The 23,190-nt window shown below is 60.3% G+C and carries 25 protein-coding genes; 11 read left to right on the forward strand and 14 right to left on the reverse strand.

Annotation, left to right across the window (positions count from 1 at the left end):
• Nucleotides 1–122: 122 nt before the first annotated feature.
• Complete coding sequence (flgA, locus tag LUN51_RS06430; RefSeq protein ID WP_277810596.1) at nucleotides 123–851, reverse strand: flagellar basal body P-ring formation chaperone FlgA; 729 nt, start codon at nucleotides 849–851, stop codon at nucleotides 123–125.
• Between the two features lie 217 nt (nucleotides 852–1,068).
• Between flgA and flgB the strand changes: the two genes are divergently transcribed.
• The 11 genes from flgB to flgL all read left to right on the forward strand — a co-directional run bounded on the left by flgB (nucleotide 1,069) and on the right by flgL (nucleotide 11,534).
• Nucleotides 1,069–1,491 carry a flagellar basal body rod protein FlgB gene (gene flgB, locus LUN51_RS06435; protein ID WP_075369200.1) on the forward strand — a complete coding sequence of 141 codons (423 nt, stop codon included), beginning with the start codon at nucleotides 1,069–1,071 and terminating at the stop codon, nucleotides 1,489–1,491.
• A 6-nt stretch (nucleotides 1,492–1,497) separates the two neighbouring features.
• Entirely contained in the window at nucleotides 1,498–1,905 is a 408-nt protein-coding gene (gene flgC, locus LUN51_RS06440) for a flagellar basal body rod protein FlgC (RefSeq protein ID WP_277810597.1), read from the forward strand.
• 11 nt (nucleotides 1,906–1,916) lie between these two features.
• Nucleotides 1,917–2,624: a flagellar hook assembly protein FlgD gene (locus LUN51_RS06445; RefSeq protein WP_277810598.1), complete on the forward strand. Its 708-nt coding sequence runs from the start codon at nucleotides 1,917–1,919 to the stop codon at nucleotides 2,622–2,624.
• Nucleotides 2,625–2,676: 52 nt separating this feature from the next.
• Nucleotides 2,677–3,849, forward strand: a complete 1,173-nt coding sequence (locus LUN51_RS06450; RefSeq protein WP_277810599.1) for a flagellar hook protein FlgE — start codon at nucleotides 2,677–2,679, stop codon at nucleotides 3,847–3,849.
• Between the two features lie 63 nt (nucleotides 3,850–3,912).
• The gene (locus tag LUN51_RS06455) at nucleotides 3,913–4,677 is read left to right on the forward strand and encodes a flagellar basal body rod protein FlgF (RefSeq protein WP_277810600.1); all 765 of its coding nucleotides are present in this window, start codon (nucleotides 3,913–3,915) and stop codon (nucleotides 4,675–4,677) included.
• 55 nt (nucleotides 4,678–4,732) lie between these two features.
• Nucleotides 4,733–5,515: a flagellar basal-body rod protein FlgG gene (flgG, locus tag LUN51_RS06460; RefSeq protein ID WP_277810601.1), complete on the forward strand. Its 783-nt coding sequence runs from the start codon at nucleotides 4,733–4,735 to the stop codon at nucleotides 5,513–5,515.
• 56 nt (nucleotides 5,516–5,571) lie between these two features.
• On the forward strand, nucleotides 5,572–6,258 hold the full coding sequence (locus LUN51_RS06465; protein WP_277810773.1) for a flagellar basal body L-ring protein FlgH: 687 nt from the start codon (nucleotides 5,572–5,574) through the stop codon (nucleotides 6,256–6,258).
• 17 nt (nucleotides 6,259–6,275) lie between these two features.
• Nucleotides 6,276–7,385 carry a flagellar basal body P-ring protein FlgI gene (locus tag LUN51_RS06470; protein ID WP_277810602.1) on the forward strand — a complete coding sequence of 370 codons (1,110 nt, stop codon included), beginning with the start codon at nucleotides 6,276–6,278 and terminating at the stop codon, nucleotides 7,383–7,385.
• The gene (gene flgJ / locus LUN51_RS06475) at nucleotides 7,385–8,464 is read left to right on the forward strand and encodes a flagellar assembly peptidoglycan hydrolase FlgJ (RefSeq protein ID WP_277810603.1); all 1,080 of its coding nucleotides are present in this window, start codon (nucleotides 7,385–7,387) and stop codon (nucleotides 8,462–8,464) included. Before LUN51_RS06470 ends, flgJ begins: the two co-directional genes overlap by 1 nt.
• Nucleotides 8,465–8,583: 119 nt before the next feature.
• On the forward strand, nucleotides 8,584–10,203 hold the full coding sequence (gene flgK, locus LUN51_RS06480; RefSeq protein WP_277810604.1) for a flagellar hook-associated protein FlgK: 1,620 nt from the start codon (nucleotides 8,584–8,586) through the stop codon (nucleotides 10,201–10,203).
• 92 nt (nucleotides 10,204–10,295) lie between these two features.
• A complete protein-coding gene (gene flgL / locus LUN51_RS06485) occupies nucleotides 10,296–11,534 on the forward strand; it encodes a flagellar hook-associated protein FlgL (protein WP_277810605.1) in 1,239 nt (412 codons plus the stop codon).
• An 87-nt stretch (nucleotides 11,535–11,621) separates the two neighbouring features.
• Here flgL and fliR read toward each other — a convergent pair whose 3' ends face one another.
• The 13 genes from fliR to fliF all read right to left on the reverse strand — a co-directional run bounded on the left by fliR (nucleotide 11,622) and on the right by fliF (nucleotide 23,095).
• The gene (gene fliR / locus LUN51_RS06490) at nucleotides 11,622–12,407 is read right to left on the reverse strand and encodes a flagellar biosynthetic protein FliR (RefSeq protein WP_277810606.1); all 786 of its coding nucleotides are present in this window, start codon (nucleotides 12,405–12,407) and stop codon (nucleotides 11,622–11,624) included.
• A gap of 6 nt (nucleotides 12,408–12,413) precedes the next feature.
• Nucleotides 12,414–12,683 carry a flagellar biosynthesis protein FliQ gene (gene fliQ / locus LUN51_RS06495; RefSeq protein ID WP_097023610.1) on the reverse strand — a complete coding sequence of 90 codons (270 nt, stop codon included), beginning with the start codon at nucleotides 12,681–12,683 and terminating at the stop codon, nucleotides 12,414–12,416.
• A gap of 64 nt (nucleotides 12,684–12,747) precedes the next feature.
• The gene (fliP, locus tag LUN51_RS06500) at nucleotides 12,748–13,482 is read right to left on the reverse strand and encodes a flagellar type III secretion system pore protein FliP (protein WP_245846457.1); all 735 of its coding nucleotides are present in this window, start codon (nucleotides 13,480–13,482) and stop codon (nucleotides 12,748–12,750) included.
• A gap of 38 nt (nucleotides 13,483–13,520) precedes the next feature.
• Nucleotides 13,521–13,997 carry a flagellar biosynthetic protein FliO gene (fliO, locus tag LUN51_RS06505; protein WP_277810607.1) on the reverse strand — a complete coding sequence of 159 codons (477 nt, stop codon included), beginning with the start codon at nucleotides 13,995–13,997 and terminating at the stop codon, nucleotides 13,521–13,523.
• Nucleotides 13,994–14,569: a flagellar motor switch protein FliN gene (gene fliN / locus LUN51_RS06510; protein WP_277810608.1), complete on the reverse strand. Its 576-nt coding sequence runs from the start codon at nucleotides 14,567–14,569 to the stop codon at nucleotides 13,994–13,996. The genes fliO and fliN overlap by 4 nt, the downstream gene beginning before the upstream one ends.
• Nucleotides 14,562–15,578: a flagellar motor switch protein FliM gene (gene fliM, locus LUN51_RS06515; RefSeq protein WP_097023613.1), complete on the reverse strand. Its 1,017-nt coding sequence runs from the start codon at nucleotides 15,576–15,578 to the stop codon at nucleotides 14,562–14,564. The genes fliN and fliM overlap by 8 nt, the downstream gene beginning before the upstream one ends.
• Before the next feature lie 6 nt (nucleotides 15,579–15,584).
• Nucleotides 15,585–16,058 carry a flagellar basal body-associated protein FliL gene (fliL, locus tag LUN51_RS06520; protein WP_277810609.1) on the reverse strand — a complete coding sequence of 158 codons (474 nt, stop codon included), beginning with the start codon at nucleotides 16,056–16,058 and terminating at the stop codon, nucleotides 15,585–15,587.
• 157 nt (nucleotides 16,059–16,215) lie between these two features.
• Nucleotides 16,216–17,604, reverse strand: coding sequence for a flagellar hook-length control protein FliK (locus LUN51_RS06525; RefSeq protein ID WP_277810610.1), 1,389 nt, complete (start codon nucleotides 17,602–17,604; stop codon nucleotides 16,216–16,218).
• Nucleotides 17,605–17,616: 12 nt separating this feature from the next.
• The gene (gene fliJ, locus LUN51_RS06530) at nucleotides 17,617–18,114 is read right to left on the reverse strand and encodes a flagellar export protein FliJ (protein ID WP_277810611.1); all 498 of its coding nucleotides are present in this window, start codon (nucleotides 18,112–18,114) and stop codon (nucleotides 17,617–17,619) included.
• Between the two features lie 34 nt (nucleotides 18,115–18,148).
• Entirely contained in the window at nucleotides 18,149–19,555 is a 1,407-nt protein-coding gene (gene fliI / locus LUN51_RS06535; RefSeq protein WP_277810612.1) for a flagellar protein export ATPase FliI, read from the reverse strand.
• A complete protein-coding gene (locus tag LUN51_RS06540; protein ID WP_277810613.1) occupies nucleotides 19,548–20,318 on the reverse strand; it encodes a flagellar assembly protein FliH in 771 nt (256 codons plus the stop codon). The genes fliI and LUN51_RS06540 overlap by 8 nt, the downstream gene beginning before the upstream one ends.
• Entirely contained in the window at nucleotides 20,311–21,306 is a 996-nt protein-coding gene (fliG, locus tag LUN51_RS06545; protein ID WP_277810614.1) for a flagellar motor switch protein FliG, read from the reverse strand. The genes LUN51_RS06540 and fliG overlap by 8 nt, the downstream gene beginning before the upstream one ends.
• Complete coding sequence (fliF, locus tag LUN51_RS06550; protein ID WP_277810615.1) at nucleotides 21,299–23,095, reverse strand: flagellar basal-body MS-ring/collar protein FliF; 1,797 nt, start codon at nucleotides 23,093–23,095, stop codon at nucleotides 21,299–21,301. The genes fliG and fliF overlap by 8 nt, the downstream gene beginning before the upstream one ends.
• Nucleotides 23,096–23,190: the final 95 nt, after the last annotated feature.

Genomic DNA, 23,190 nt, shown 5'->3' on the forward strand with positions numbered 1-23,190 from the left:
AGCGCGGGCTTGTACCCTTTATCGGCCACGTTGATAAAAACTGTAGGGCACTGACTGCACCTTTTTGAATCAGGTGAGCCACTGCCACGCTGCCGGTATTGTAGCGTTTGTTGACGTGTCTATCAGTAACGGACTGCGAGTCTTCCGCGTGCATCCACCTGGCCTTGAAGTACGTCTCCATCCGGCATGCGGGCGCGGACCGAGTCGCCTTTGCCGCCATTGTTCAATGCTTCGCCTTCGCGCGTAACCGAAAAGCCCTCACCGCCTGCGATAAGCGTCACGGGCTCACCGCGATGAACGAGATAGGGCTGGCGAAGCCTATCGCTGCGCAAGGCCATGCCTTGGGCGAGGCGCTGGGTGACGACCTTGTCGATGGCCTGGCTTGGGTCATCAAGGGCATTGCGAGGGCGGCGCGAGACATCGGCGCGCTCCCAGTCGAGCATGTCGGCGCTCAGGCGCTCACCGCGTTTAAGGGCCGTGGCCGCCACTAAAAAGCGCACACTGGCGGAGACGGTGGCCTGCACATAGCGCACCCGCTCATCGTTGGTGCAACGTATGCCGACCATTACCCGTCCCTGCGGGACGCCTTCACGAGGTAGAAATGGCTGCGGCGAGCGGCATTCGGGAAGACGCGAGGTATCGCTTTTAAGCTCGACGTCGACATCGTCTCCCAGGGAGGCGGCCTGACTCATCAGGAAGTGTCGGGTGGCCTGGGCGATGGCGTCATCCGGCGTGGCTAGCGCTGCAGGCGTTGCCGCTATCGCAAGCAGGCCCAGCACGAGTCCGACCACCACGAGCCTGAATAGGCGCGCGAGGCAGAATGCCCGAGTTGCGTTGAGGATGCGCTGCATTGCCTGAGCCCTTGAGTGAGCCTGAATGAGTGCCGAGGCCGGTAACCCGATTCTAGAGGGACACAGCGCCAGGCAAAGGTGGAAATGGCGCTCAAATGTCGGCCTGTTTAGTCGTTTGCGGTGACGGCAGCGCGACTATTCTGCATCGTGCACATTTCCCCATGTCTAGCGAAGGGGAACGAACCGCGAAACGAACGCGATGACAGGGACACAGGGCATGATCGACAAGCTTTCAGGCTACCTGGACCACCACCAGGAGGCACTTAGCCTTCGCCACGAGCGCCAGAAGGTATTGGCCAATAATATCGCCAATGCCGATACGCCGAATTACAAGGCGCGCGATTTCGACTTCTCGGCGGAACTGGACCGCGCCATGGAATCCGGTGGGAGCGGCCGGGAGGGCGGCTTGTCGCTCGCCACGACCTCCGCGCGTCACATTCCCGCGCAGGCGTCGGGCGGCGGCGGTGTCCAAGATTTATTGTACCGCGTTCCTGAGCAGCCGAGCCTAGATGGCAACACCGTTGATATGGATCGCGAGCGCGCTGCGTTCGCCGACAATGCGGCGCGCTATCAGGCCAATACGACGATTTTGACTAGCAAAATCCAGGGCATCAAAGGTGCCATGCAGCCTGAAAGGTAAATAGCTATGTCCATGTTCAGTATTTTCGATATTTCCTCCTCGGCGATGAGTGCGCAGTCCCAGCGCATGAATGCCACCGCCAGCAACATGGCCAACGCCGATAGCGTGGCCGGTCCCGATGGCGAGCCGTATCGCGCCAAGCATGTGATGTTTCAGGCGCAGTCCCAGGGTGGCAGCGAGCTGGGCGGTGTGCGCGCGACCGAGGTGGTCGAGGACGATGCGCCACCGCGAATGGAATACCGCCCCGAGCATCCCCTGGCGGATGAAGAGGGCTACGTGGCCATGCCCAACGTCAATCCGGTCGATGAAATGGTCGACATGATCGCGGCATCGCGTTCCTACCAGGCCAACGTCGAGGTCATGAACACCAGTAAGTCACTGATGAGTCAGACGCTCACCATCGGACAAGGTTAACGGAGAGAAATATGGCTAGCTCGGTTATCGGCAGCAATACGCTTGCCACAATCAATGGTACGCCCAATGCCAATTCTGCGAACGAGACTCGCACCACGGGTGCAGAGTCCTCGGAGGATCTCAACGACCGCTTCATGACGTTGTTGATCACCCAGATGCAGAACCAAGATCCGACGAAGCCGATGGACAACTCGGACATGACGGCTCAGCTGGCACAGATCAACACCGTCAGTGGCATTCAGGAGCTCAACGACTCGCTGGGCGAGATCAACAATCAGATCGATGCCGGCAAGACGTTGCAAGCCTCATCGTTGATCGGCCAGGGCGTGATGGTGCCGGGCAGTACCGTGCGCGTGGGTGAAGGCGAAGATGGCAGTACCGTGGCCACGCCGCTGGGGGCCGAGCTGGAAACGGGCGCCGACGAGCTCGAGATCACCATCACCAATGGTTCCGGTCAGGTCGTCCATCAGAGTGTCGAGGAGAACGTGCCGGCGGGGGTGCAGGCCTTCGATTGGCCGGGCACGGGCATGGATGGCAATGCCGTGGCCGAGGGGGCCTATAACGTCGAGATGACGGCCAAGGTCGGCGGCGAAGAGGTTTCCGTCACGCCGCTAAATTACGCCATGGTACAGGGCGTGACCTCGGGCGAGAGCGGGCCGACCCTCGATTTGGGGACATCCGATAGCGTCGCCCTCGAAGACGTGCGCCAGATTCTTTGATCACGACTTACTCTTTGATGTTTCTACGACTTATATAACGCGGGAAGGGAAAATGGGCTTTTCACAATCATTGAGCGGGGTCAACGCGGCCTCCTCGCAGTTGGACACCATCGGCAATAATATCTCCAACTCGCAGACCGTCGGTTTCAAGAGCTCTTCGACACAGTTCGCGGATATCTACGCCAATAGCCAGGGGTTGGGCACGCGTGTTGCGGACACTGTGCAGAACTTTGGTACCGGCAGTCTGGAAACGACGGGGCGTAGTCTCGACCTGGCCATCGCCGGTGAGGGCTTCTTCCAGTTTTCTCAGAACGAGCAAATGGGCTATTCGCGTAACGGCCAGTTGACCATGAGCGCCGATGGCTATTTCGAGAATGCCCAGGGCGCGCGCCTGACCGACCAGCAAGGCGAACCGCTTCAGATTACCGAATTTAGCCAGGGGGCCCAAGAGACAGCTGGAGCCGACACTCAGTTCAACTTGAACGCTGAAGCAGATGAAATTGATCGTGCTACGGTCCCCTTTGATCAAGATGACAGCGACTCTTATTCCTACGTCACCAACGCTGGCACCGTGTACGACTCCTTGGGTGTCGCACACGATATGAGTCTTTATTACTCCAAGACCGGGACCAATACATGGAACGTACGAGCTGCGCTCGATGGTGAGATGGCTGCTGGTACTGGGGAAACGATAAATTTTAATACCAATGGGCAAATCCCAGATGGTGACGCGACGGCTTTCAACTTCGATTTTGGGGATTTAGGAAACGGTTCGGCTAATCCCTTCGATTTCGAGGTCGATTTGGCGGGAACTACCCAGTATGGCGAAGATTTCGAATTGAGGGACTTCGCTCAGGACGGTAATGCTTCCGGCACCTTCGTGGGCGTGGATATCACCGAAAACGGTGAGATCATGGCCAACTATTCCAATGGCAACAGTGGCGAAGTCGGCACCATCGGCATGGCCACCTTCCGCAACCCCGAAGGGCTGACACCGGAAGGCGACAACCTGTGGACGGCGACTGAAGAGTCCGGCGCAGCGCTGCTGGGGCAGGCTGGTGCTGGCCAGATCGGGAGTCTGGAATCGGGCACGGTGGAAGCCTCCAACGTGGACCTGACCCAAGAGCTGGTCGACATGATCATCGCCCAGCGCAACTTCCAGGCCAACAACAACGCCATCCAGACTCAGTCCGATATTCTGGAAACGGTTACCAACTTGCGTTAACGCCTAAGCCGGCCGGCCGTTTCGGCCGGCTTCATTCGTTGTGAGTCGAGCAGGACGATCAGCATGGATCGGATTATCTATACCGCCGGTAGCGGCGCCAGTCAGTCGATGAATCAGCAGGCGGTGGTCAGTCACAATCTTTCCAACGTCTCGACACCGGGGTTTCGCGCTGAGCTCGATGCGATGCGCGCGGTACCGGTAGAAGGCGATGGCCGCCTGGCGACACGTTCCACGGTGGCGGCGACGACGCCGGGTACGGATTTTTCACCGGGTAATATGAATGCGACGGGGCGGCGCCTGGATGTCGCCATGCAGGAAGATGCCTTCCTTGCCATTCAGGACCCGCAAGGTGGCGAGGCCTATACGAAGCGTGGCGACTTGCAGGTCAATGCGGATGGCATGTTGACCGTCAAGGGCGAGCCGGTCATGGGCGACAACAATGCGCCGGTAATGGTACCGCCAGATGCGGACTTCTCGATTGGCTCGGACGGCTCCATCAGTGTCATCCAGGCTGGTGCCAACCCCGATGAAATCGCGCAGGTGGGGCGTTTGAAGCTGGTTACACCGGACCAGCAGGCGTTGACGCGTGGCGACGATGGCTGGTTTCGCATGCCGCCGGGTGAGGATGCCGAAATAGCGGCACCGCAACCTCAAAACGAGGAGGCGCGCCTGCGGTCCGGGGTGCTGGAAGGCAGTAACGTCAGCGCCACGGACGCCATGGTCTCCATGATCGACGGCGCACGCCGCTACGATATGCAGATGAAGGTGATCGAGAGCGCCGACCAGAACGCGCAGCGCGCCAATAGCTTGTTGTCGATTCAAGCCTAACCGCGCCAACGAATTTCCGGCATCGCCCCGCGGTGCCCTCTAACAGGTAAGAGTCATGATTAGATCGCTGTCGACGGCCAAAACGGGGCTTGAATCCCAACAAGTCAAGCTCGATGTCATTTCCAACAACCTCGCCAACGTTTCGACCAATGGCTTCAAGCGCTCGCGGCCGGTGTTCGAGGATCTGCTCTACCAGAACGTGCGTCAGCCCGGTGCGCAGGCTTCGGCGGTGGATACGCTGCCTTCCGGCTTGCAGGTTGGTACCGGGGTGCGTCCGGTCGCCACCGAGCGTCTGCATACCCAGGGTGGTTTGCAGAACACCGATAATTCCAAGGACCTGGCCATCAATGGCGACGGTTTCTTCGCGGTACAGATGCCCGATGGTGGCACTTCGTATACCCGTGATGGCAGTTTCCAGATCGATGAGACCGGCCAGATGGTCACCGCCGGCGGTTATCCGCTCGATCCGCCCATCGTGATTCCCGAGAATGCGCTGTCGGTGTCGGTTTCCCAGGATGGCGTGGTTTCCGTGACCCAGCCCGGCGATACCGCGTCGCAGGAAGTGGGCCAGCTCATGGTGTCCAAGTTCATCAACCCCGCCGGCCTGCAGAGCATGGGCGAGAACCTTTATCAGGCAACCGATGCTTCCGGGCCGCGTAATGACTTGATTCCCGGCATGGAAGGCGCGGGCCGGTTGTATCAAGGCTACGTCGAAACCTCCAACGTCAATGTGGTGGAGGAGATGGTCAGTATGATCGAGACCCAGCGTGCCTATGAAATCAACAGCAAGGCGGTGGAAACCTCCGATCAGATGCTGTCGCGCCTGACGCAGCTGTGAGGAGTCGCGTCGTGACCGGAATGGACGTGGAAAGAGGGAAGAGCATGGGCGCACTGATGTCTGGACGCAGTGGGTTGGGCCTGTCGGTGCGCGTGCTATGCCTGCTCGTGCTGTTGATCATGAGCGGCTGTGCGCAGTTGCCGCATGAGTCGGTGGTGCCCGATACCGGCCCGGTGACCTATCCCGAATCGCCAATGTCACAGCCCAACGGGGCGATCTATCAGGCGCGCTACGGGTATCAACCGCTCTTCCAGGATCGGCGCCCGCGTCAGATTGGCGACATCATCACGATCACGATCAACGAAGATGTCAGCGCCAGCAAGGATTCTTCGGCCAATGCCAACCGCGAGGGCAGCATGGGGTTGGATCTGGAGACGATTCCCGACCTGATGAGCTTCCTCGAAGATTACGGTATGGATGTCTCGGGCGAAAACGACTTCGAGGGCACTGGCGGCGCGAGTGCCAGCAATACGTTCACCGGCACCCTGACGGCGACGGTGGTGGATATTCTGCCTAACGGTAATCTCAGTATCCGTGGGGAAAAGCGTATCGCCATCAATCAGGGCACCGAGTACATTCGCTTCTCTGGGGTTGTCGACCCTCGCTCGGTGACGACGCAGAATACCGTTCCCTCCGGGCAGGTGGCCGACGCGCGCATCGAATACGTGGGTGATGGCTACATCAATGAGGCGCAGCACATGGGTTGGCTCCAGCGTCTCTGGCTGAATATTGCGCCTTTCTGATGAGGATGAGATACGCCATGAGAAGTATGCTGCGTTGGATGGGCGTGCTGTTATTGTGTGGAGTCTGCGCCGCTCCCGCGCAGGCCGAGCGCATTCGCGACCTGGCGAGCTTTGCCGGGGTCCGCGAGAACCAGTTGGTGGGCTATGGTCTGGTCGTGGGGCTGGGTGGTACCGGCGACCAGACGACGCAGACGCCGTTCACGGGCCAGACGTTGATCAACATGCTGTCGCAGTTGGGCGTGAGCATTCCCGAAGGCACCAACATGCAGCTGCGTAACGTGGCTGCGGTCATGGTGACGGCGCAGTTGCCTCCCTTCGCGCGGCAGGGCCAGGAAATGGATATTACCGTTTCCTCGATGGGTAATGCCGACAGCCTGCGTGGCGGCACGCTGCTGATGACGCCGCTGCGGGGGGTGGATGGCAACGTCTACGCGATGGCACAGGGCAATTTGCTGGTTGGCGGCGTGGGCGCCCAGCAGGCCGGCAACAGTGTTCAGGTCAACCACACGGCGGCCGGACGGATCCCCGGTGGGGCCACGGTCGAGCAGGAAGTAGCCCTGCGCTTGGGGCGCGGTGACGGCACGCTGGATCTTTACCTCAATGAGTCTGACTTCACCACGGCGCAGCGCGTGGTCGAGGCCATCAACCAGGACTTCGGCACCCCCGTGGCGGCGGCGATGGACGGCCGCCTGATCCGCTTGAAATCACCCAGCGACAGTAATTCGCGCGTCAATTTCATGGCGCGTATCCAGAACCTGGATGTCACGCCCAACGAAGGCCCGGCCAAGGTCATCGTCAATTCGCGTACCGGCTCGGTGGTCCTCAATCGCGAAGTGACACTGGACCGCGCGGCGGTGGCGCACGGCAACCTCTCGGTGACCATCGATTCCACGCCGCAGGTCAGTCAGCCCAATCCTCTGAGCGAGGGCGATACCGTGGTGGTACCGGATGCGGATATTTCCATCCAACAAGAAGGCGGGGCGCTGCAAATGGTCAATACCAGCGCCGAGCTCATGGATGTCGTCAATGCCCTCAACGCGCTGGGCGCTTCACCCCAGGATTTGATGTCGATTCTGCAGGCGCTGAAGTCCGCGGGCGCGCTCAACGCGGAACTGGAGATCATCTGATGAGTGTCGATGGACTCAGCAATCAGTTCGCCCTCGATGTGCAGTCATTGTCGCGGCTCAAGCACACGGCCAGCAATTCACCCGAGAAGGGGCTTTCCCAGGCGGCGGATCAGTTCGAGGCCATGTTCCTGCAGATGATGCTCAAGAGCATGCGCGATGCGATTCCGCAGTCCGATCTGCTCAGCAGCAATGAGACCGATACCTATACTTCGATGCTCGACAAGCAATGGGCACAAAAGCTCTCGGGGAATATTGGGCTCTCGGACATGCTGGTCGAACAATTGCAGGGCAGGGGCATCGTCGGCCGCGATGACGACGTGACACGCAGCGACCTGATTGCCGGCATCCCGCGTGGTACACCACGGGTATTGAGCGATCCGGTCGTACCCAAGGATAACGCTGGGACGCAGGCATCCGACGCCTCATCTGCACGGTCGGCGATGTCGGACGTGGAGGAGAACCGCGAGGCACGGTCATCGGTGGCGGAGGCCGATACGGGCGATACACGTGCGGCGCCGCATGTCGAAGAATTCCTGTCGCGCTTGCGTGAGCCTGCCGAAGCGGCTGCTGAGGATAGCGGAGTGCCTGCGTCCTTGATCCTGGCGCAAGCGGCTTTGGAAACCGGCTGGGGTGAGCGCGAGATCCCTACCCGCGATGGTGGCAATAGTCATAACCTCTTCGGTATCAAGGCCAGTGACGGCTGGGACGGTGACGCCACGAGCATCATGACCACGGAATATGTCGATGGGCGTGCCCGTCAGCAAAGCGATGAATTCCGCGTTTACGACTCCTTCGAGGCCGCGTTCAAAGATTACGCCCAATTGATCGGTAACAACCCGCGTTACGCTGGCGTGGTCACCGCATCGACACCGGAGAACGCGGCGCGAGCCCTGCAGTCCGGCGGCTATGCTACTGACCCGAACTACGCCGATAAGGTGATCGACGTCATGGCGCAGATCGATGATGGTCTCGAGAGCGGCCCTGCGCTGGCCAGTGCCGCCGAGCGTTCTGGCACGCTCGGGGAGGCTGACAATACCGACCCCTATGGTGTGTCGCGCATGCCCACGGGCATTTTCTGAGCGCCCGCATGGATTTTTCCTCAAGTCGTGCGCTGTCTTGCCGATACAACAAGTAATCACTATTCGTCGTGCCGGCCTCCCGCGATAGCGTCCGGTACCCCTAGCCAGGAAAACGTGTCATGAGCATTTTCTCGATCGGCCTGAGTGGCCTTAGTGCGGCCCAGACAGCGTTGTCGACGACCAGCAATAACCTGAGCAATGTCTACACCGAGGGCTATAATCGCCAGTTGCCGATCCTCGGGGAAAGTTACAGCAATGGTTCGACGGGCACCGGGGTTTCGGTCGACGAAGTGCAGCGCCAGTTCAATAGCTACGTCACCGAGCAGTACAACGACGCCAATAGCCAGACAAGCGCTCTGGAAAGCTATCAGAGCCAGGTCTCGCAGATCGATAACCTGCTGGCTGATAGCGATGCGGGGCTTGCGCCCCTGATGCAAGACTTCTTCTCCAGCCTGGACGACCTCTCCGGCGCGGCATCCGATCCCGCAGCTCGCGAAGGTGTGTTGGGGTCGGCTTCGTCCATGGCGGCACAGTTTCGTTCGTTCGATTCTTACCTGGGGGACATGCGTAGCAGCCTCAATGGTCAGCTCGAAGGGACAGTGACTGACATCAACAACACCGCCACGCAGATCGCTTCGCTCAATGACCAGATCACCCAGGCGCGCGCCAAGTCCGGCGAAGAGCCCAACACGTTGCTCGACAAGCGCGACAAGCTGGTTTCCGATCTTAATGAACTGGTGGGCGCGGACCTGAACGTCCAGGATGGTGATAACTACAACATCAATCTGGAAAATGGCCAGCCGCTGGTCTCGGGCACCAGGAGCTATGACCTCGAAGCGGTGTCTTCCAGCGAAGACCCGTCGCGCACGGTGATCGGTTATCGCGATGCGGCGGGCAACGTCAATCAGATCGATGATAGCGCCTTCGAGAATGGCGAACTGGGTGGCTTGCTGTCGTTCCGCAGCGAAACGCTGGACAGCGTTCAGAACCAGCTCGGCCGCATGACAGCGGTGCTGGGTTCGGAATTCAACGCCGTGCATGAGGATGGCGTCGATCTCAACGGTGACGATGGCGAGGCCTTCTTCAACGTCGGTTCGCCGCGTGTGATGAGCAATAGCGAGAATGACGGTAACGGCGGGATCACCGCTGAATATGATGACGTCAACCAACTGACCTCGAGCGATTACCGGATTAGCTATTCGGGGGGAGAGTATCAAGCCGAGAAGCTATCGGACGGTGATACGACAACCTTGACGCCGGATGGTAGCGGTAATGTTCAGCTCGATGGCATGACATTGAATATCTCCGGTACTGCTCAAGAAGGCGACACCTTTATGCTGCAGCCCACGCGCACCGCCGCGCAGGACTTCGAAGTGGCGATCAGCGAAGGCTCGGAGATCGCCGCCGCGAGTAGTGAGGGCGGTAGCGGCAACAATGAAAACGCCCTGGCGCTACTCGACTTGCAGAGCGAAAAGATCGTCGGCGGCACATCGTCGGTCAGCGATGCCTACGCCTCCCTGGTCAATGACGTGGGTAACACCACCAACATCACGCAGGTCAATTTGGACGCGCAATCGGGGCTCACCGAGCAGCTGCGTGAGTATCAGCAGTCCGAGTCGGGCGTGAACCTGGATGAAGAGTACGCCAACCTGGTCCGTTATCAGCAGTATTACCAAGCCAATGCACGGGTCATCGACGTGGGTTCACAGGTGCTCGATTCGGTTCTGCAGTTGCGTTGATGCCGCTGATCGAGCGGCGCAGTGATGTTGGGTTTCGTTTCCGAAGACAATACGACGCTGGGTGAACACAGCGTGGTGACGAGGTAAGCAAAATGCGTATCAGCACCGTGACGATGTACGAGCAAGGCGTTTCGGCGATGAACCGTCAGCAAGCCGATTTCACGCAGGTCGGTCAGCAGATCGCCTCTGGGAAAAGTGTGGTGAATCCTTCCGACGACCCGCGCGCCGCTTCGCGGGCGGTGGGGGTGTCGCAGTCTTTGGCCGTTAATGAGCAGCAGGAAAGCAGTCGAACGAGTGCGCGTAACTCTCTTAGCCAAGAGGAAAGCGTCCTTAATAGCGTCAGCGATGCCATCGGTTCGGCCAAGTCAATGGTCGTGCAGGCCGGTAACGGTACCTTGAGCGACGCCGACCGCGAGTCGCTGGCCTCCGATCTCGAGGGGACTTATGAAACGCTGGTCGGACTAGGCAATACAACCGATGGTAATGGCACCTACCTGTTCAGCGGTTATCAGGACAACGCCAAGGCCTTCTCGCGCACCGATGCCGGCGACAACGTCGATACCATCAGTTACGAAGGCGATCAGGGCGTCAAGCAGCAGAAGATCGATTCCGAACGCTCGATGAACACCAGCGATACAGGCTCTGATGTGTTCATGAAATTCTCGTCGGGCAGCGAATATATCGCTGAAGCCGGTGAAGGCAATACGGGGAGTATGACCTTCTCGGGCCCGGATGTTCGTGATGCCACTGCCGCCGGTTACGGTGATGCCTACGAAATCGAGTTCGCTGAAAATGGCGCTGGTGATCTTGAATATACCGCTACCAATACCAACACCGGTGACTCAGTAACGGCTGAGTACACTGACGGTGAGACCATTGAATTCGGTGGCATGGCGTTGACGATGGAGGGCGAGCCGGCGGACGGCGATTCGCTGAGTGTCACGCAGGGTGGCGATATGAATGAGCAGCAGGCCAGCCTATTCAAGACCATCGGCGATACCATCAATGCCCTGCGTCAGCCCGTCGAGACTGACGCCGATCAGGCGGCACTGGACAACACCCTGTCCACCGCGAACCGCAAGCTGGATGCCTCGCTGGATAACGTGCTGACCACGCGGGCCTCGGTCGGCGCGCGCATGAACGAGCTGGACGCCCTGGACGACGTCGGCGGCAACCGCGAGATTGCCTACGAGCAGACGCGCTCCGATCTGGTCGACCTGGATTACAATTCGGCGATTTCCGATTATATGCTTAGCCAGGTAGGGCTGCAGGCGTCACAGAAATCGTTCGCCGATATTCAGCAGATGTCCTTGTTCCAGTATCTCAACTAGGGCATCGCTCGAACGTCATAGACCGTGCGGTAGCAAAACGCCACGTCCTTGCGGACGTGGCGTTTTACGTTCAGTCGGATACACAGCCTAGCCACCCGCTAGACGCTGCACCACTTCCTGCATCATGTGCAGACTGTCGCTGAAGACGATCTCCAGAAAGCGTAGCAGGTCCGGCATTAGCGTCATTAGCAGGACGAGGCCGGTGGTCAGGGTCATGGGGAAACCTATCGAGAAGATCGACAATTGCGGCGAGGCGCGGTTGAGCACGCCAAGTGTCAGGTTGATGATCAGTAGCGAGACGATCAAGGGCAATGCCAGAAGCACGCCGGATTTGAAAATTTCACCCCCCCAGTAGGCGATGAGCTCGCCGGCGCTACCATCCACTCTGGGGCCGCCGATCGGCAGGGTCTGGAATGAGTTGGCGAGTATCTCCAGCGTCATCAAATGCCCGTTGAGCGCCAGGAACATGAGCAGGGTGATCATCTGGAAGATGCGCGACAGCACCATGCTGTTGCCTACGCCCGGTGTGAAGAAGGTGGCAAAAGCCAGACCCATTTGCAGACCGATGAATTCGCCGGCGGCCTGTACCACCGCGATGGTCACGCGTAGAACCATCCCCATGGCGATCCCGATCAGCATTTCCTGCATGAGAATGCCGAGCGACGACACCGAAAAGATCGGCGTGTCGGGCATGGGCGGTAGCGTCGGTGCGATGACGACCGCCAGTAGTGCCCCCAGTATGATCGACACCTGGCGCGGTACGCCGTGCTGGTTCCATATCGGCGTCGCCGCGAGGAACGCCAGGATACGCACGAACGGCCAAAAGAACAGCGTCAGCCATCCATGCAATTGGTCGAACGTTACCTGAATCATGGATGTCTAGCTGACCATCGTGGGTAGGTTCTGAAACAACTCGCGGGTAAAGTCGACAATGGTTTGAATCAGCCACGGGCCTGCCACGATCAAGGCGGCGAAAACGCCCAGGATCTTGGGGATGAAGGTCAACGTCATCTCGTTGATCTGCGTAGCCGCTTGAAACAAGCTGACCAGCAGACCGATCAGCAAGGCCGTAATGAGTAGAGGGGCGGCGAGCATCAGCGTCACTTTCATGCCCTGATACGCCAGCCCCATGACCATTTCGGGTGTCATGGCAGCGTCTCCTTAATCTCGGTGGCAGGGGCGTCGTCGGTGTACGCTCATGCCGTATATCTGCCTACATATAGAAGCTTTCGGCCAGCGAACCGATGAGCAAATTCCAGCCGTCGACGAGCACGAATAGCATGAGCTTGAAGGGCAGGGAAATCGTCGCCGGTGGCACCATCATCATACCGAGTGCCATCAGCACACTGGCGACCACCAAGTCGATGATCAGAAACGGAATGAAGATACTGAAACCGATCTGAAATGCAGTCTTGAGCTCGCTGGTCATGAAGGCTGGTACCAGCAGGCTCATCGGGACATCCTCGGGACCCTGCATTTCACCGGCATCGGCCATGCGTGCGAAGAGCGCAAGGTCTGTTTCCCGGGTCTGGGCGAACATGAACTCGCGAAACGGTTGGCTGCCTTGCTCCATGGCTTGTTCGAGGCTGATCTGGTCCTCGGAGAAAGGCACCCACGCCTGCTCATGCACGCGATCCAGCACCGGTGACATGATGAAAAATGTCATGAACAACGCCAAGCCCAACAATACCTGGTTGGGCGGCGTCGACTGGGTGCCGATGGCGGTGCGCAGCAGGCTCAACACGATGATGATGCGGGTAAAGCACGTCATGCCGAGCAGCAGCGCCGGCAGGAAGGCCAGCGAACTGAGAAACAGTAGTGTCTGCAGGCTCAACGACCATTGCTGACCGCCGTCTCCCGTGGGCTCGGTGACAAGCCCCGGGATTTCCTGCCCCCAGCCCAGCGTTGGCCACGCCAGCAACAGCAATGCCAGGCCACGACGTAGCATGACGGCGACGTCTATCCGATTGAGCATGGCAGCGAGGTTCATCGATCGGATTCCTTGTCCGCAGTAGCGGCATCCTGAGATCGCGAGGAGGGTGAGTCTGGAGATTTGCGTCCGATATTCTGCGCTAGCGCCTGGCGAAAGCGCTGGGCGAAGCTGCCGCTAAGCGGTGCCGGGGACGCCGGTTCCGGCGTGTCACTCGCCTCGGCGGCCGGCATATCCTTGAGCAATGTGACTTGGTTGCCGCCGACGCCGAGTACCAGCCAGCGCCCGTCGATCTCGACGACGGTGACGCGCTCGCGTTGGCCGATAGCGGTATTGGACACCACCTTGACGTGCTGGGACGCGCGCAGGCGTCCCGGTGTCAGTCGGCGCAGCAGCCAGGCACACAGCAGTATGATGGCGACGATCAACGCCAACGAGAGGGTGGTCTTACCTATCCAGGCCATCCCCATTGCGGCGTCGCCGCCGCCGTCGAGCGAGACGGCCGCTTCGCGTGCGCTGTCGGCGACACTCATTTGTTCAGCTTTTTGACGCGTTCCGAGGGGGTGATGATTTCGGTGATGCGGATGCCGTACTTGTCATCCACGACCACGACTTCCCCCTGCGCGATCAGATAGCCGTTGATGAGAATGTCCATGGGTTCGCCGGCCAGGCCATCCAGTTCGATCACCGAGCCTTGGGCGAGCTCGAGCAACTGCTTGATGGTGATGCGCGTGCGTCCCAGCTCTACGCTGAGCTTGACCGGGATATCCATGATCAGTTCGAGGTCGCGCGGAGTCGTGCCGGATGCCCCCTCGTCGAGCTGCTTGAACACTTCATGATCGGCGTTTTGCGCTCGTGACGCGCTTTCGCCCGACGTGTCTTCAGCGCTTTCTTCTGCCTCGGTCGACTCCTGCTCGGCCATTGCCGCTGCCCACAGGTCTTCTTCCGCGTCGGCGGCGCTTTCATCGGTGTCCTTGGACACATCTTGCTCCGCCATGGAATCGGCGGTGCTTTCATCGGTGTCCTTGGACGCATCTTGCTCTGCCATGGCGTCGGCCCACTCGTCCTCGGTGCCTTTCTGATCGGGGTTCTTGGAATCAGTCATCTTTCGGATCCTTCGCTGCAACTTGGCTCGAGCCGTGTTCGATGAGGTGCCGAACGCGCAGTGCGCGTTGGGATTTTTGGCTGCCGTAATCGCACGTCATCACGGGAATACCGTCGACGCTGACATTCACTTCCTCGGGCAGTTCGATGGGGATGATGTCGCCCACCGACAGCTGAGTGATATCCCGCAGACGCAAGGGAATGTCGACGAAATTAGCGGTCAGCTCCACGTCCGAGTGGCGAATCTCGTGGGCCATACGCGCCTCCCACTGCTGCTCCTCGTCGGGATGCGTGTCGTGCAGAGGGCTGGCAAGCGTGTCGCGGATCGGCTCGATCATCGAGTAGGGAATGCAGATGTTGAACTCGCTGGAGAGATTGCCGACCTCGACGTGGAAGGTGCTGTTGACGACGATCTCGTTGGGCGAGTTGGTGATGTTGGCGAACTTCACCTGCAGTTCCGAACGTGTGTATTCGATATCCAGGGGATAAACCGATTTCCACGATTCGCTGTAGCCATCCAACGCCATCTTGAGCATGCGGTGGATGATGCGCTGTTCAGTGCGCGTGAACTCACGTCCCTCGGATTTGGTGAGGAAGCGTCCGTCGCCGCCGAACAAATTGTCGACCACCATGAAGACCAGGCTGGGCGGAAATACCACCAGCGCCGAGCCACGCAATGGTTTCATGGTGATCAGGTTGAGGTTGGTGGGCACCGGAAGGTTGCGCGAGAACTCGCTATAGCTTTGATAGCGAACGCTTTCCACTGTGATATCGGCGCTACGCCGCATCAGGTTGAAAAGCGCCACGCGGAACTGTCGGGCGAAGCGTTCGTTGATGATGTCCAGCGCATGGAGCCGCTCGCGTATAATGCGATGCTGCTTGGCGGGATCGAACGGACGCACCTTCCCCTTGCGCGAAGCATCTTCTTCCTTCGCGCCATCCTCGTCACCGCTCACGCCCTTTAGGAGCGCGTCGATCTCTTCCTGCGAGAGCAGATCGTCTTGGGACATGTCGTCTTATTGCACAATGAATTCGGAAAATAGCACGCCGGTGACGTCCAGGGGCGGCTGCGGCTCGGCCAACGGTTCGTCGAACAGCGTCAGAATCTGATTGGCAAGGCGTTGCTTGCCCTCGGGCTTGACGAGAGCCTCGGCCTCTTGGCTGGAAAGTAGCATCAGCAAGCGACTGCGTACCTCCGGCATGTATTGCTTGAGGACCTCTTTCGTCTTGTCGTCACCCACCTTCAAGGAGAGCCCGACATAGAGCAGGCGGTCGCTGTATTCGTCATGCTGCAAGTTGACCGTGAAAGGTTCGATCTTGACGAAAATCGGCGCTGGCGCCTCCTCCGGCTCGCTCGGCTCCTCGTTGGCCGATGCCTCCTGGCGCGAGTCCATGAGCAGGTAGACGCCAATGGAGCTGCCGACCGAGAACAGGACAATCAGGAGTCCTATTAGCCACAGAGATTTGCCGCGCTTGTTGGTTTTGGCCATCGTTTATGTCATTCGCTTCGGCGTAGATGAGTGGGCCGAGTATGGCGATAGGAAGCGCTATTCGATTGCTCGAATAGGAAGCTTCACGCACGCCACTTCGGGCTTTGTCGAAGCGCCCGCTGACAGACGCCTCTAATAGCGTTATCGGCAGCTAGGCTCAGGCATAAAGGTTAATGCCAGAAGATGTGACGTAGTGTAGAGACGTTTCGGTCAGACTCGGCATCTCGGCGGTGGCGTCACCGGCAGCGAACAGCCCGCCTTGGGCGTCACCTCGAGAGCCGGGTTGCCCTTGCTGCTCACCGGATTGCTGCTGGAACTGGTCTTGCTCACCGACGGAGGTCTCGCCCAGGGCGATGCCGCTATCGGCGAGGGCTTCACGCAATTGAGGGATCGCTGCTTCCAGGGCGTGACGCACGGCACCGTGAGCGGAGAAGAATTGCAGGTTGGCCTGCTGCTGATCGCCCATCTTGAGCGAGACGCTCAATGGACCTAGCTCGGCGGGGTGCAACCGCAATTCGACCTGTTGGTCACCGCGCTGTGCCATGCGCACTACCTGCTGACCGAGCGACTGTCCCCATTCGGCCATGCCGACCTGGGGCGTGAGTGTTGCGGTGGCGGATGCGCCGGCGGCGCTGGCTGCAGCACTGGCATTGGCGGCGGCACTGGCCGTGGCATTACCTGAGGTGGCGTTGTGGCCCAGATTGGTGAACAGCGATGAGTCACTGCCTTGTCGATCCAGTCCCTGCTGGGCGGTCAGTGTGTCGCCACGTTGTGCATCGGCGACGGCCTGAACCTGCTGAACCATAGTGGCACTGAAGGCTGCCGTCGGGGAGACCTGGCCGTTGCCTTGTGACGAGGCTTGGCCCGATGCGCTCTGTGCATTCTGCATCAGTTGGGCGAGGGACTGAGTGTCTTGGCCCTTACCTGTATTCGTGGCGGCGTTGGTTAGCCGGGCCATGAGGTCCTGGCGCGAGAGGGTATCGCCCGCACTGTCCTGCATGCCGCTGGCGGATTGCTGAATGAGCAGCATGCGCTGCTGGATGTCGTTGAGAGAAAGATCGCCACCTTGGCTGGCAAGCATGCCAGCACTGCCTTGAGCTTGCGCGGTGCCAGTGCCCGCCGTGTTCGCCGGCAGCTGTGCGGCGAGTAGTGCCGCCATAGCGTCATCGGCGAAGTTCGCATCATCGCCACCCAACGCTTGCTGTATTTCTCCCAGGCGTTGAGTGAGAGCCTCGAGCTGGCTTGCATCACCGTTTTCGAGCCAGTCGCTGAGCAGCTTGGCGTCATCGCTTTTTTGCATCAGCTCGTTGAGCGCTGCGACGAGATCGCTACTGCTACCGTCCTGGCTTGCGGTGTCCTTGGACAGCAACTGGGTGCCGGCATCGCTTTTGGCATCCGAGCCGCCACGGGCCTTGCCCAAGAGACTCGCGAACGGTGAGGCGCTGTCGTCGGCATTCTTGCCACCACGCGTCTCGCCCGCGTTGCCGAGGTTGGTCGCGGAGGCTTGATTACCGCCTTGAAGGTTGGTGAGCAGGGCAATATCCATGGGCATGCCTCGTCAAAAGCGGTTATTGGAATGCGTGGTGTTCGTCGAGGTGACGTCAAGACCACGGTCGTTTTCCTGCTGACGCGACATGCGCGCCGACATCTCATCGAAGAGCTGCTGTTCACGCCGCGTGGCGCGTGTCTGTTCGACCTGTTCGCGGCGTGACACCAGCGTATCGTAAGTATTGAGCTTGCGACGCTCACCTTGCCACGCTTGTTGCTGGCGATCGAGCTGGTGTTGCTGGTCGTTGAGCACCTTGCGCTGACTGGCGATGGCCTGGTCAAGGGAGGTCAGAAATTGCTGGTAATTGTGCCAGTTGGCGGGTTCGATGCCCTTTTCCATGCTTTCGTCGAGGCGCTGACGGTACTCGTGCCGATAGTTCAAGAGCTGATCCAGGCGCTGCTGCGTTTCCTGCAGGCTGCGACGGGAATGCCCTACAGACTGCGCTGCCTGATCGCAGGTTTCCTGCGCCAGTTCCTTGAGTGTGGAGAGCGGTGAGCGTGCGTTCATGAGAGCTCCTTACCGCGGTGCAGAGTGAATGACATCAGCGCGTCTCCGGGAATAGCGATGCCAGAGCGTCCAAGGTCGCGGTGACATCGGCTTGTTCGTAGATTCCCTGCTGGAGGAAACCCTCGAGACGTGGATAAAGGGCGACGGCGCGGTCGAGCTGCGGGTCGTGTCCCGCGGCGTAAGCACCGACGCTGATCAGGTCGCGATTGCGTTGATAACGTGAGAAAAGCTGCTTGAAGCGTTTCGCCCGGCGCTGGTGAGCGCCCTCGGTGATCTCGGTCATCGCGCGGCTGATCGAGGCTTCGATATCGATGGCGGGGTAGTGCCCGCTCTCCGCCAGGTCCCGCGAGAGCACGACGTGGCCATCGAGGATGGCGCGCGCGGCATCGGCGATGGGGTCCTGTTGGTCGTCACCTTCGGTCAGCACGGTATAGAAGGCGGTGATCGACCCGCCGCCAGGTTTACCGTTGCCGGCACGCTCGACGAGCCCTGGTAGACGCGCGAAGACAGACGGCGGATACCCTTTGGTGGCGGGCGGTTCGCCCACGGCCAGGGCGATCTCGCGCATGGCCATGGCGTAGCGTGTCAGAGAGTCCATGATCAACAGGACATTACGCCCTTCGTCGCGGAAGCCTTCGGCGATGCGTGTAGCGTAGGAGGCGCCTTGCAAGCGCTGCAGCGGCGAGACGTCGGCAGGCGCGGCGACGACCACGGCGCGCTCGCGCCCCTCGGCGCCCAGGATGTTCTCGATGAATTCCTTGACCTCGCGGCCACGTTCGCCGATCAGGCCGACGACGATGACATCGGCCTGGGTGTAGCGCGACATCATGCCGAGCAACACACTCTTGCCGACCCCGGAGCCTGCGAAAAGCCCCATGCGCTGACCGCGGCCGACGCTCAACAGGCCGTTGATGGCACGAATACCGACATCGATGACGGAGTTGATGGGCGCGCGGTCAAGCGGATTGATGGGCCGCGTGCTCAAGGGCGCGTGGGGCGCGTTCTCCAGTGAGCCCTTGCCGTCGAGCGCGCGACCGTTGCCGTCCAGCACGCGTCCGAGGAGTGCATCGCCGAGGGGAAAACGGCGCGCGCTGGCGGCATCGCGTTGGTTGCTGCCCAGCGTCAGCACACGCGCCCCCGGCACCAAGCCTTGGGTGTCGCCAAGCGGCATGAGAAACAGCCGATCACCGGCGAAGCCGACCACTTCGGCTTCGGCATAGTCGGTATGCCCATGCTGGGCGAGCTCCACCAGGCAAGCGCTGCCCAGCGGCAGGCGCAGGCCGGTCGCTTCGAGCACCAAGCCGGTGGCACGCACGATCTTGCCGTGGGGGCGGCGTGAATCCAGCCCCTCGATACGCTGCGCGACCTTACCCAGGGCGCGCTGCCAATGGGCGCCATGAGAGGTTGCGTTGTGCGTGTCGGCAAGGTGCGTCTCAGTCATCACCGGCCTCCGGTTCCGTTGCCGAGGAAGGTGCGACATGGCGCTTGCGACGCTGATTCAACGCGCTTTGCCAGCGGGTCTCGAGCGTGGCATCGAGCCCGCCGGTGGCGCTTTCGGCACGGCAACCGCCGCGTTGCAGCGAAGCGTCTTCGTGCAGCGTCCAGTGAGCCGCTTCGAGCTCGTTACCGACATGATCGTTGACCAGCGCCAGGTCGTCGGGGTGTAGCCACAACTGAGTGGGACCGTCGAGCACGGGCTCTTCGTGGAGTAGCTGGCGAACGAGCGTCACTACATGCTCAGGTGTGGCGATTAATGTCTCGTCGGCTAGATGCTTGCCGGTCAGCATGGCCAACTCGACGAGTTGGTCGGCGAGTTGGGTGTCCATTGTATCCAGCGCGGCACGGAACTCGCCGGCCAGTTGCCCGAGTGGGGCGAGGGCGTCGTCGAGCTGGCGCTTGGCTTCCTGATCGCCTGTCTCGCGCCCCTCTTGGAGGCCCTTTTCGTAACCGGCCTGGCGGCCTTCTTCGAAGCCGGCGTCGTAGCCTTCGCGATATGCTTTGTCGCGAGTCTGTTGGTGCAGTGCCTGGCGTTCTTCGATGAGCCGCTGACGCTGCTCGCGTCGGCGTTGCTCGAAGCGTTGCGCCCGGTCGAGCTGATCGCTGCCATCGCCACCGCCATGCGGCAGCTCATCCATACGCCAGAGGCGCCAGCGTTGGTCGTTCGGCGTATGAATGACGTCGTCGGATAGCGGCTTATCAGACATAACTGTCGTCACCTCCGCTCAATACGATGTCGCCGTTGTCGGCCAGGCGGCGCACGACCTGCAGGATCGCTTTCTGCTCGGTCTCGACCTGGGAAACGCGTACCGGGCCGCGTGCCTCGAGGTCCTCGCGCATCAGCGTGGCCGCACGTTGCGACATGTTTTGCGTGATCTTGTCGATCAGAGCTTCCTGGGCACCCTTGAGGGCCACGACCAGCGAGTTGGTATCGACTTCCTTGAGGATGAGCTGGATGCCGCGGTTGTCGATATCCAGCAGATTCTCGAACAGGAACATCTCGTCGATGATGCGCTGCGCGAGGTCGTCGTTGTGCGCCCGCACGGCGTCGATGACGACTTCTTCCTGGGACGAGTTCATCAGGTTGAGGATCTCGGCCGCAGTTCTTACGCCGCCCATCTTGCTGCGTTTGACGTTCTGGCCATCGAGCATGCTGCCGAGAACCTCGGTGAGCTCCTGCAACGCCGCCGGCTGCACGCCGCTGAAAGTGGCGATACGCAGCACGACGTCGTTGCGCAGCTTTTCATCGAGATGCTCGAGCACATCGGCGGCCAAGTTGCGATCCAGGTGGATGATGATGGTGGCAATAATCTGCGGGTGCTCGTCGCGGATCAGCTCGGTGACGGCCGTGCTTTCCATCAGGTTCAGCGCGTCGATGCCCGAGGCGGAGCCAGTCGTCTCGAGAATGTCCTCGATCACGCTATTGGCGCGCTCGCTGCCCAGCGCCTTGGTGAGCACGGTGCGTATGTGCTCGCTGCTGTGCAGGTTGACGGCGGAGAACTGGTCTATCTCGTCATGGAATTCGCGCAGGGCCTCTTCCATGTCCTCGTGCGAGATTTGGCTCAAGGAGGCCATCTCCAGGCTGATTTCCTGGACCTCTTTGTTGCTGAGGTACTTGAAGACCTCGGCGGCGCTGTCCTCGTCCAGCGAGAGCAGCAGAATTGCGCTTCGGCGAGCGCCACTCATTTTACTCATTGGAACCCATCCACCCTCTGACGATCATGGCGACGAGACGCGGGTCTTCCTGAGCGATCTCACGTACGTCACGGAGGTTTTGCTCGTAGCTGGCTGAGCGCCGCTCACGCCGCTTCTGTGGCGGCACCGGCGGTTCTTCCTCGGTGCCAGCTGTCTCGGCTTGAGTAGTCGCGTAAGCGTCGGCGCCACCCCCCGTACCGGCACCCGCGGTTGCGCCGGCGGGCATTGTAAAGGCGGGGCGTTCGGTCTGACGTTGGACCAGCGGGCGCAGCACCTTGAACCATAGGAACAGGGCGACGAGGCCGATCAGCAGGTATTTGCCCAGCGTGGCAGCCAATGACCACAGCAAGGTGGATTCCCACCATGGTGATTCGGGGGGCTGCTCATTGGCTTCGTCGAAGGGCGAATTGACGACCTCGAGCTGGTCGCCACGTGCTGCCGAGAAGCCCATGGCCTGCTGCACAAGGCTGCGGATGTTGGCAATCTCATCGTCGCTCAGTGGCACCCGCGTAGGATTGCCGTCCTCGTCGACGCCGTCGCGGTAATTGACCACGATGGCGGCATTGAGACGTTCGATGGCACCTACCTGGTGCTGAACGTGTTCGACCTGGTGATCGACCTCGTAATTGATGGTGTTGTCGCGGCTGGTGCGCCCCAGGGCGGCGTTTTCCTGGGTCGCGGCGTCTTCGCCATCCCCGCCCTGAGCGTTATCTTCTTGTGCATCGCCGTCTTCGCCATCCTCGTCTTCCTGCGGTGCGTTGATGGGAGACGGCGCGGTGCCGGGCGGCTGATTGCTCAATGCGCCAGGAATCCCCATGGCCAGGTCGGCATCGCCGCTGTAGGTGATGCTTGATTGCTCGCTACGTACGGCGGCTTCATTGGGCGGCTGGTTGGGGGAGTAGGTTTCGCTGGTGCCTTCACGCTTGGAAAAATCAAGTTGGGCGGAGACTTCGGCCTTGACGTTACTCGCGCCGACGATGGGCGCCAGAATCGATTCGATGCGCTCGGCATAGTTGCGCTCGACGCGGGAGACGTAATCCAGCTGCGTGCCGCTGAGTGCGTCGTTGCCATCACTGGCAGGGGAGAGCAGGCGGCCTTTTTGGTCGACTATGGAAATATCATCGGTCGCCAGCTCGGAAACGCTACTCGACACCAGGTGCATGATCGCCTGTACCTGACCCTCACCGAGAACGCGCCCGCGTTGCAGATCGAGCATGACGGAAGCGCTGGCGGGCTCACTCTCGCGTACGAACACTGAGGGCTTGGCCATGGCGAGGTGAACGCGAGCATGAGATACCGGGCCAAGGTCTTCGATGGTGCGCGAGAGTTCGCCCTCGAGCGCGCGCTGATAATTGACATGCTCGGCAAACTGACTGATGCCGAACGACTGCTCGTCCATCAGCTCATAGCCCACGCCGGAGGCTTCCGGCAGGCCTTGTTCGGCGAGCTGCATGCGTAGCTTATTAACTCGGTTGGCAGGTACTAGTAGCGCCTGACCGTTCTCACTGAACTCGTAGGGCACGCCCATGGTGTCGAGCTCGGCAACGATCTTCCCGCCATCTTCCTGGGTGAGCGTCGAGTAAAGCACGCGGTAATCGGGGGAGTTTGCCCACATCAAAAGCGCAGCAATGACCGCGACGCTCGCGGCGGCGGCGATAATCAGCGGTACGCGCGGGTTACTGCGGAGTCGTTCGACAAACGATTGGGCGTTGGCCGGGGCGGCGTTGCCTTGACGTTGTCCTGGCGTACCTTGGTTGGCCTCGGTCGAGGAGGATGCTGCTGTGCTCATGTCATCCTCCGGCAACGCCGGGGTAGGCACTGAAAAGGTCCAGCGGCAAGCATGGGGGTGTCCAACTCCAAAATTCTGCGCATCGTTTGACGCTC

The sequence above is a fragment of the Chromohalobacter canadensis genome, from assembly GCF_029544075.1.
Taxonomy (GTDB): Bacteria; Pseudomonadota; Gammaproteobacteria; order Pseudomonadales; family Halomonadaceae; genus Chromohalobacter; species Chromohalobacter canadensis_A.

Excerpts from the sequence above, each read along its gene's own strand:
- flgA (WP_277810596.1), bottom strand. The coding sequence starts at position 851 with ATGCAGCGCATCCTCAACGCAACTCGGGCATTCTGCCTCGCGCGCCTA.
- flgB (WP_075369200.1), top strand. The coding sequence starts at position 1,069 with ATGATCGACAAGCTTTCAGGCTACCTGGACCACCACCAGGAGGCACTT.
- flgC (WP_277810597.1), top strand. The coding sequence starts at position 1,498 with ATGTCCATGTTCAGTATTTTCGATATTTCCTCCTCGGCGATGAGTGCG.
- LUN51_RS06445 (WP_277810598.1), top strand. The coding sequence starts at position 1,917 with ATGGCTAGCTCGGTTATCGGCAGCAATACGCTTGCCACAATCAATGGT.
- LUN51_RS06450 (WP_277810599.1), top strand. The coding sequence starts at position 2,677 with ATGGGCTTTTCACAATCATTGAGCGGGGTCAACGCGGCCTCCTCGCAG.
- LUN51_RS06455 (WP_277810600.1), top strand. The coding sequence starts at position 3,913 with ATGGATCGGATTATCTATACCGCCGGTAGCGGCGCCAGTCAGTCGATG.
- flgG (WP_277810601.1), top strand. The coding sequence starts at position 4,733 with ATGATTAGATCGCTGTCGACGGCCAAAACGGGGCTTGAATCCCAACAA.
- LUN51_RS06465 (WP_277810773.1), top strand. The coding sequence starts at position 5,572 with ATGTCTGGACGCAGTGGGTTGGGCCTGTCGGTGCGCGTGCTATGCCTG.
- LUN51_RS06470 (WP_277810602.1), top strand. The coding sequence starts at position 6,276 with ATGAGAAGTATGCTGCGTTGGATGGGCGTGCTGTTATTGTGTGGAGTC.
- flgJ (WP_277810603.1), top strand. The coding sequence starts at position 7,385 with ATGAGTGTCGATGGACTCAGCAATCAGTTCGCCCTCGATGTGCAGTCA.
- flgK (WP_277810604.1), top strand. The coding sequence starts at position 8,584 with ATGAGCATTTTCTCGATCGGCCTGAGTGGCCTTAGTGCGGCCCAGACA.
- flgL (WP_277810605.1), top strand. The coding sequence starts at position 10,296 with ATGCGTATCAGCACCGTGACGATGTACGAGCAAGGCGTTTCGGCGATG.
- fliR (WP_277810606.1), bottom strand. The coding sequence starts at position 12,407 with ATGATTCAGGTAACGTTCGACCAATTGCATGGATGGCTGACGCTGTTC.
- fliQ (WP_097023610.1), bottom strand. The coding sequence starts at position 12,683 with ATGACACCCGAAATGGTCATGGGGCTGGCGTATCAGGGCATGAAAGTG.
- fliP (WP_245846457.1), bottom strand. The coding sequence starts at position 13,482 with ATGCTACGTCGTGGCCTGGCATTGCTGTTGCTGGCGTGGCCAACGCTG.
- fliO (WP_277810607.1), bottom strand. The coding sequence starts at position 13,997 with ATGAGTGTCGCCGACAGCGCACGCGAAGCGGCCGTCTCGCTCGACGGC.
- fliN (WP_277810608.1), bottom strand. The coding sequence starts at position 14,569 with ATGACTGATTCCAAGAACCCCGATCAGAAAGGCACCGAGGACGAGTGG.
- fliM (WP_097023613.1), bottom strand. The coding sequence starts at position 15,578 with ATGTCCCAAGACGATCTGCTCTCGCAGGAAGAGATCGACGCGCTCCTA.
- fliL (WP_277810609.1), bottom strand. The coding sequence starts at position 16,058 with ATGGCCAAAACCAACAAGCGCGGCAAATCTCTGTGGCTAATAGGACTC.
- LUN51_RS06525 (WP_277810610.1), bottom strand. The coding sequence starts at position 17,604 with ATGGATATTGCCCTGCTCACCAACCTTCAAGGCGGTAATCAAGCCTCC.
- fliJ (WP_277810611.1), bottom strand. The coding sequence starts at position 18,114 with ATGAACGCACGCTCACCGCTCTCCACACTCAAGGAACTGGCGCAGGAA.
- fliI (WP_277810612.1), bottom strand. The coding sequence starts at position 19,555 with ATGACTGAGACGCACCTTGCCGACACGCACAACGCAACCTCTCATGGC.
- LUN51_RS06540 (WP_277810613.1), bottom strand. The coding sequence starts at position 20,318 with ATGTCTGATAAGCCGCTATCCGACGACGTCATTCATACGCCGAACGAC.
- fliG (WP_277810614.1), bottom strand. The coding sequence starts at position 21,306 with ATGAGTAAAATGAGTGGCGCTCGCCGAAGCGCAATTCTGCTGCTCTCG.
- fliF (WP_277810615.1), bottom strand. The coding sequence starts at position 23,095 with ATGAGCACAGCAGCATCCTCCTCGACCGAGGCCAACCAAGGTACGCCA.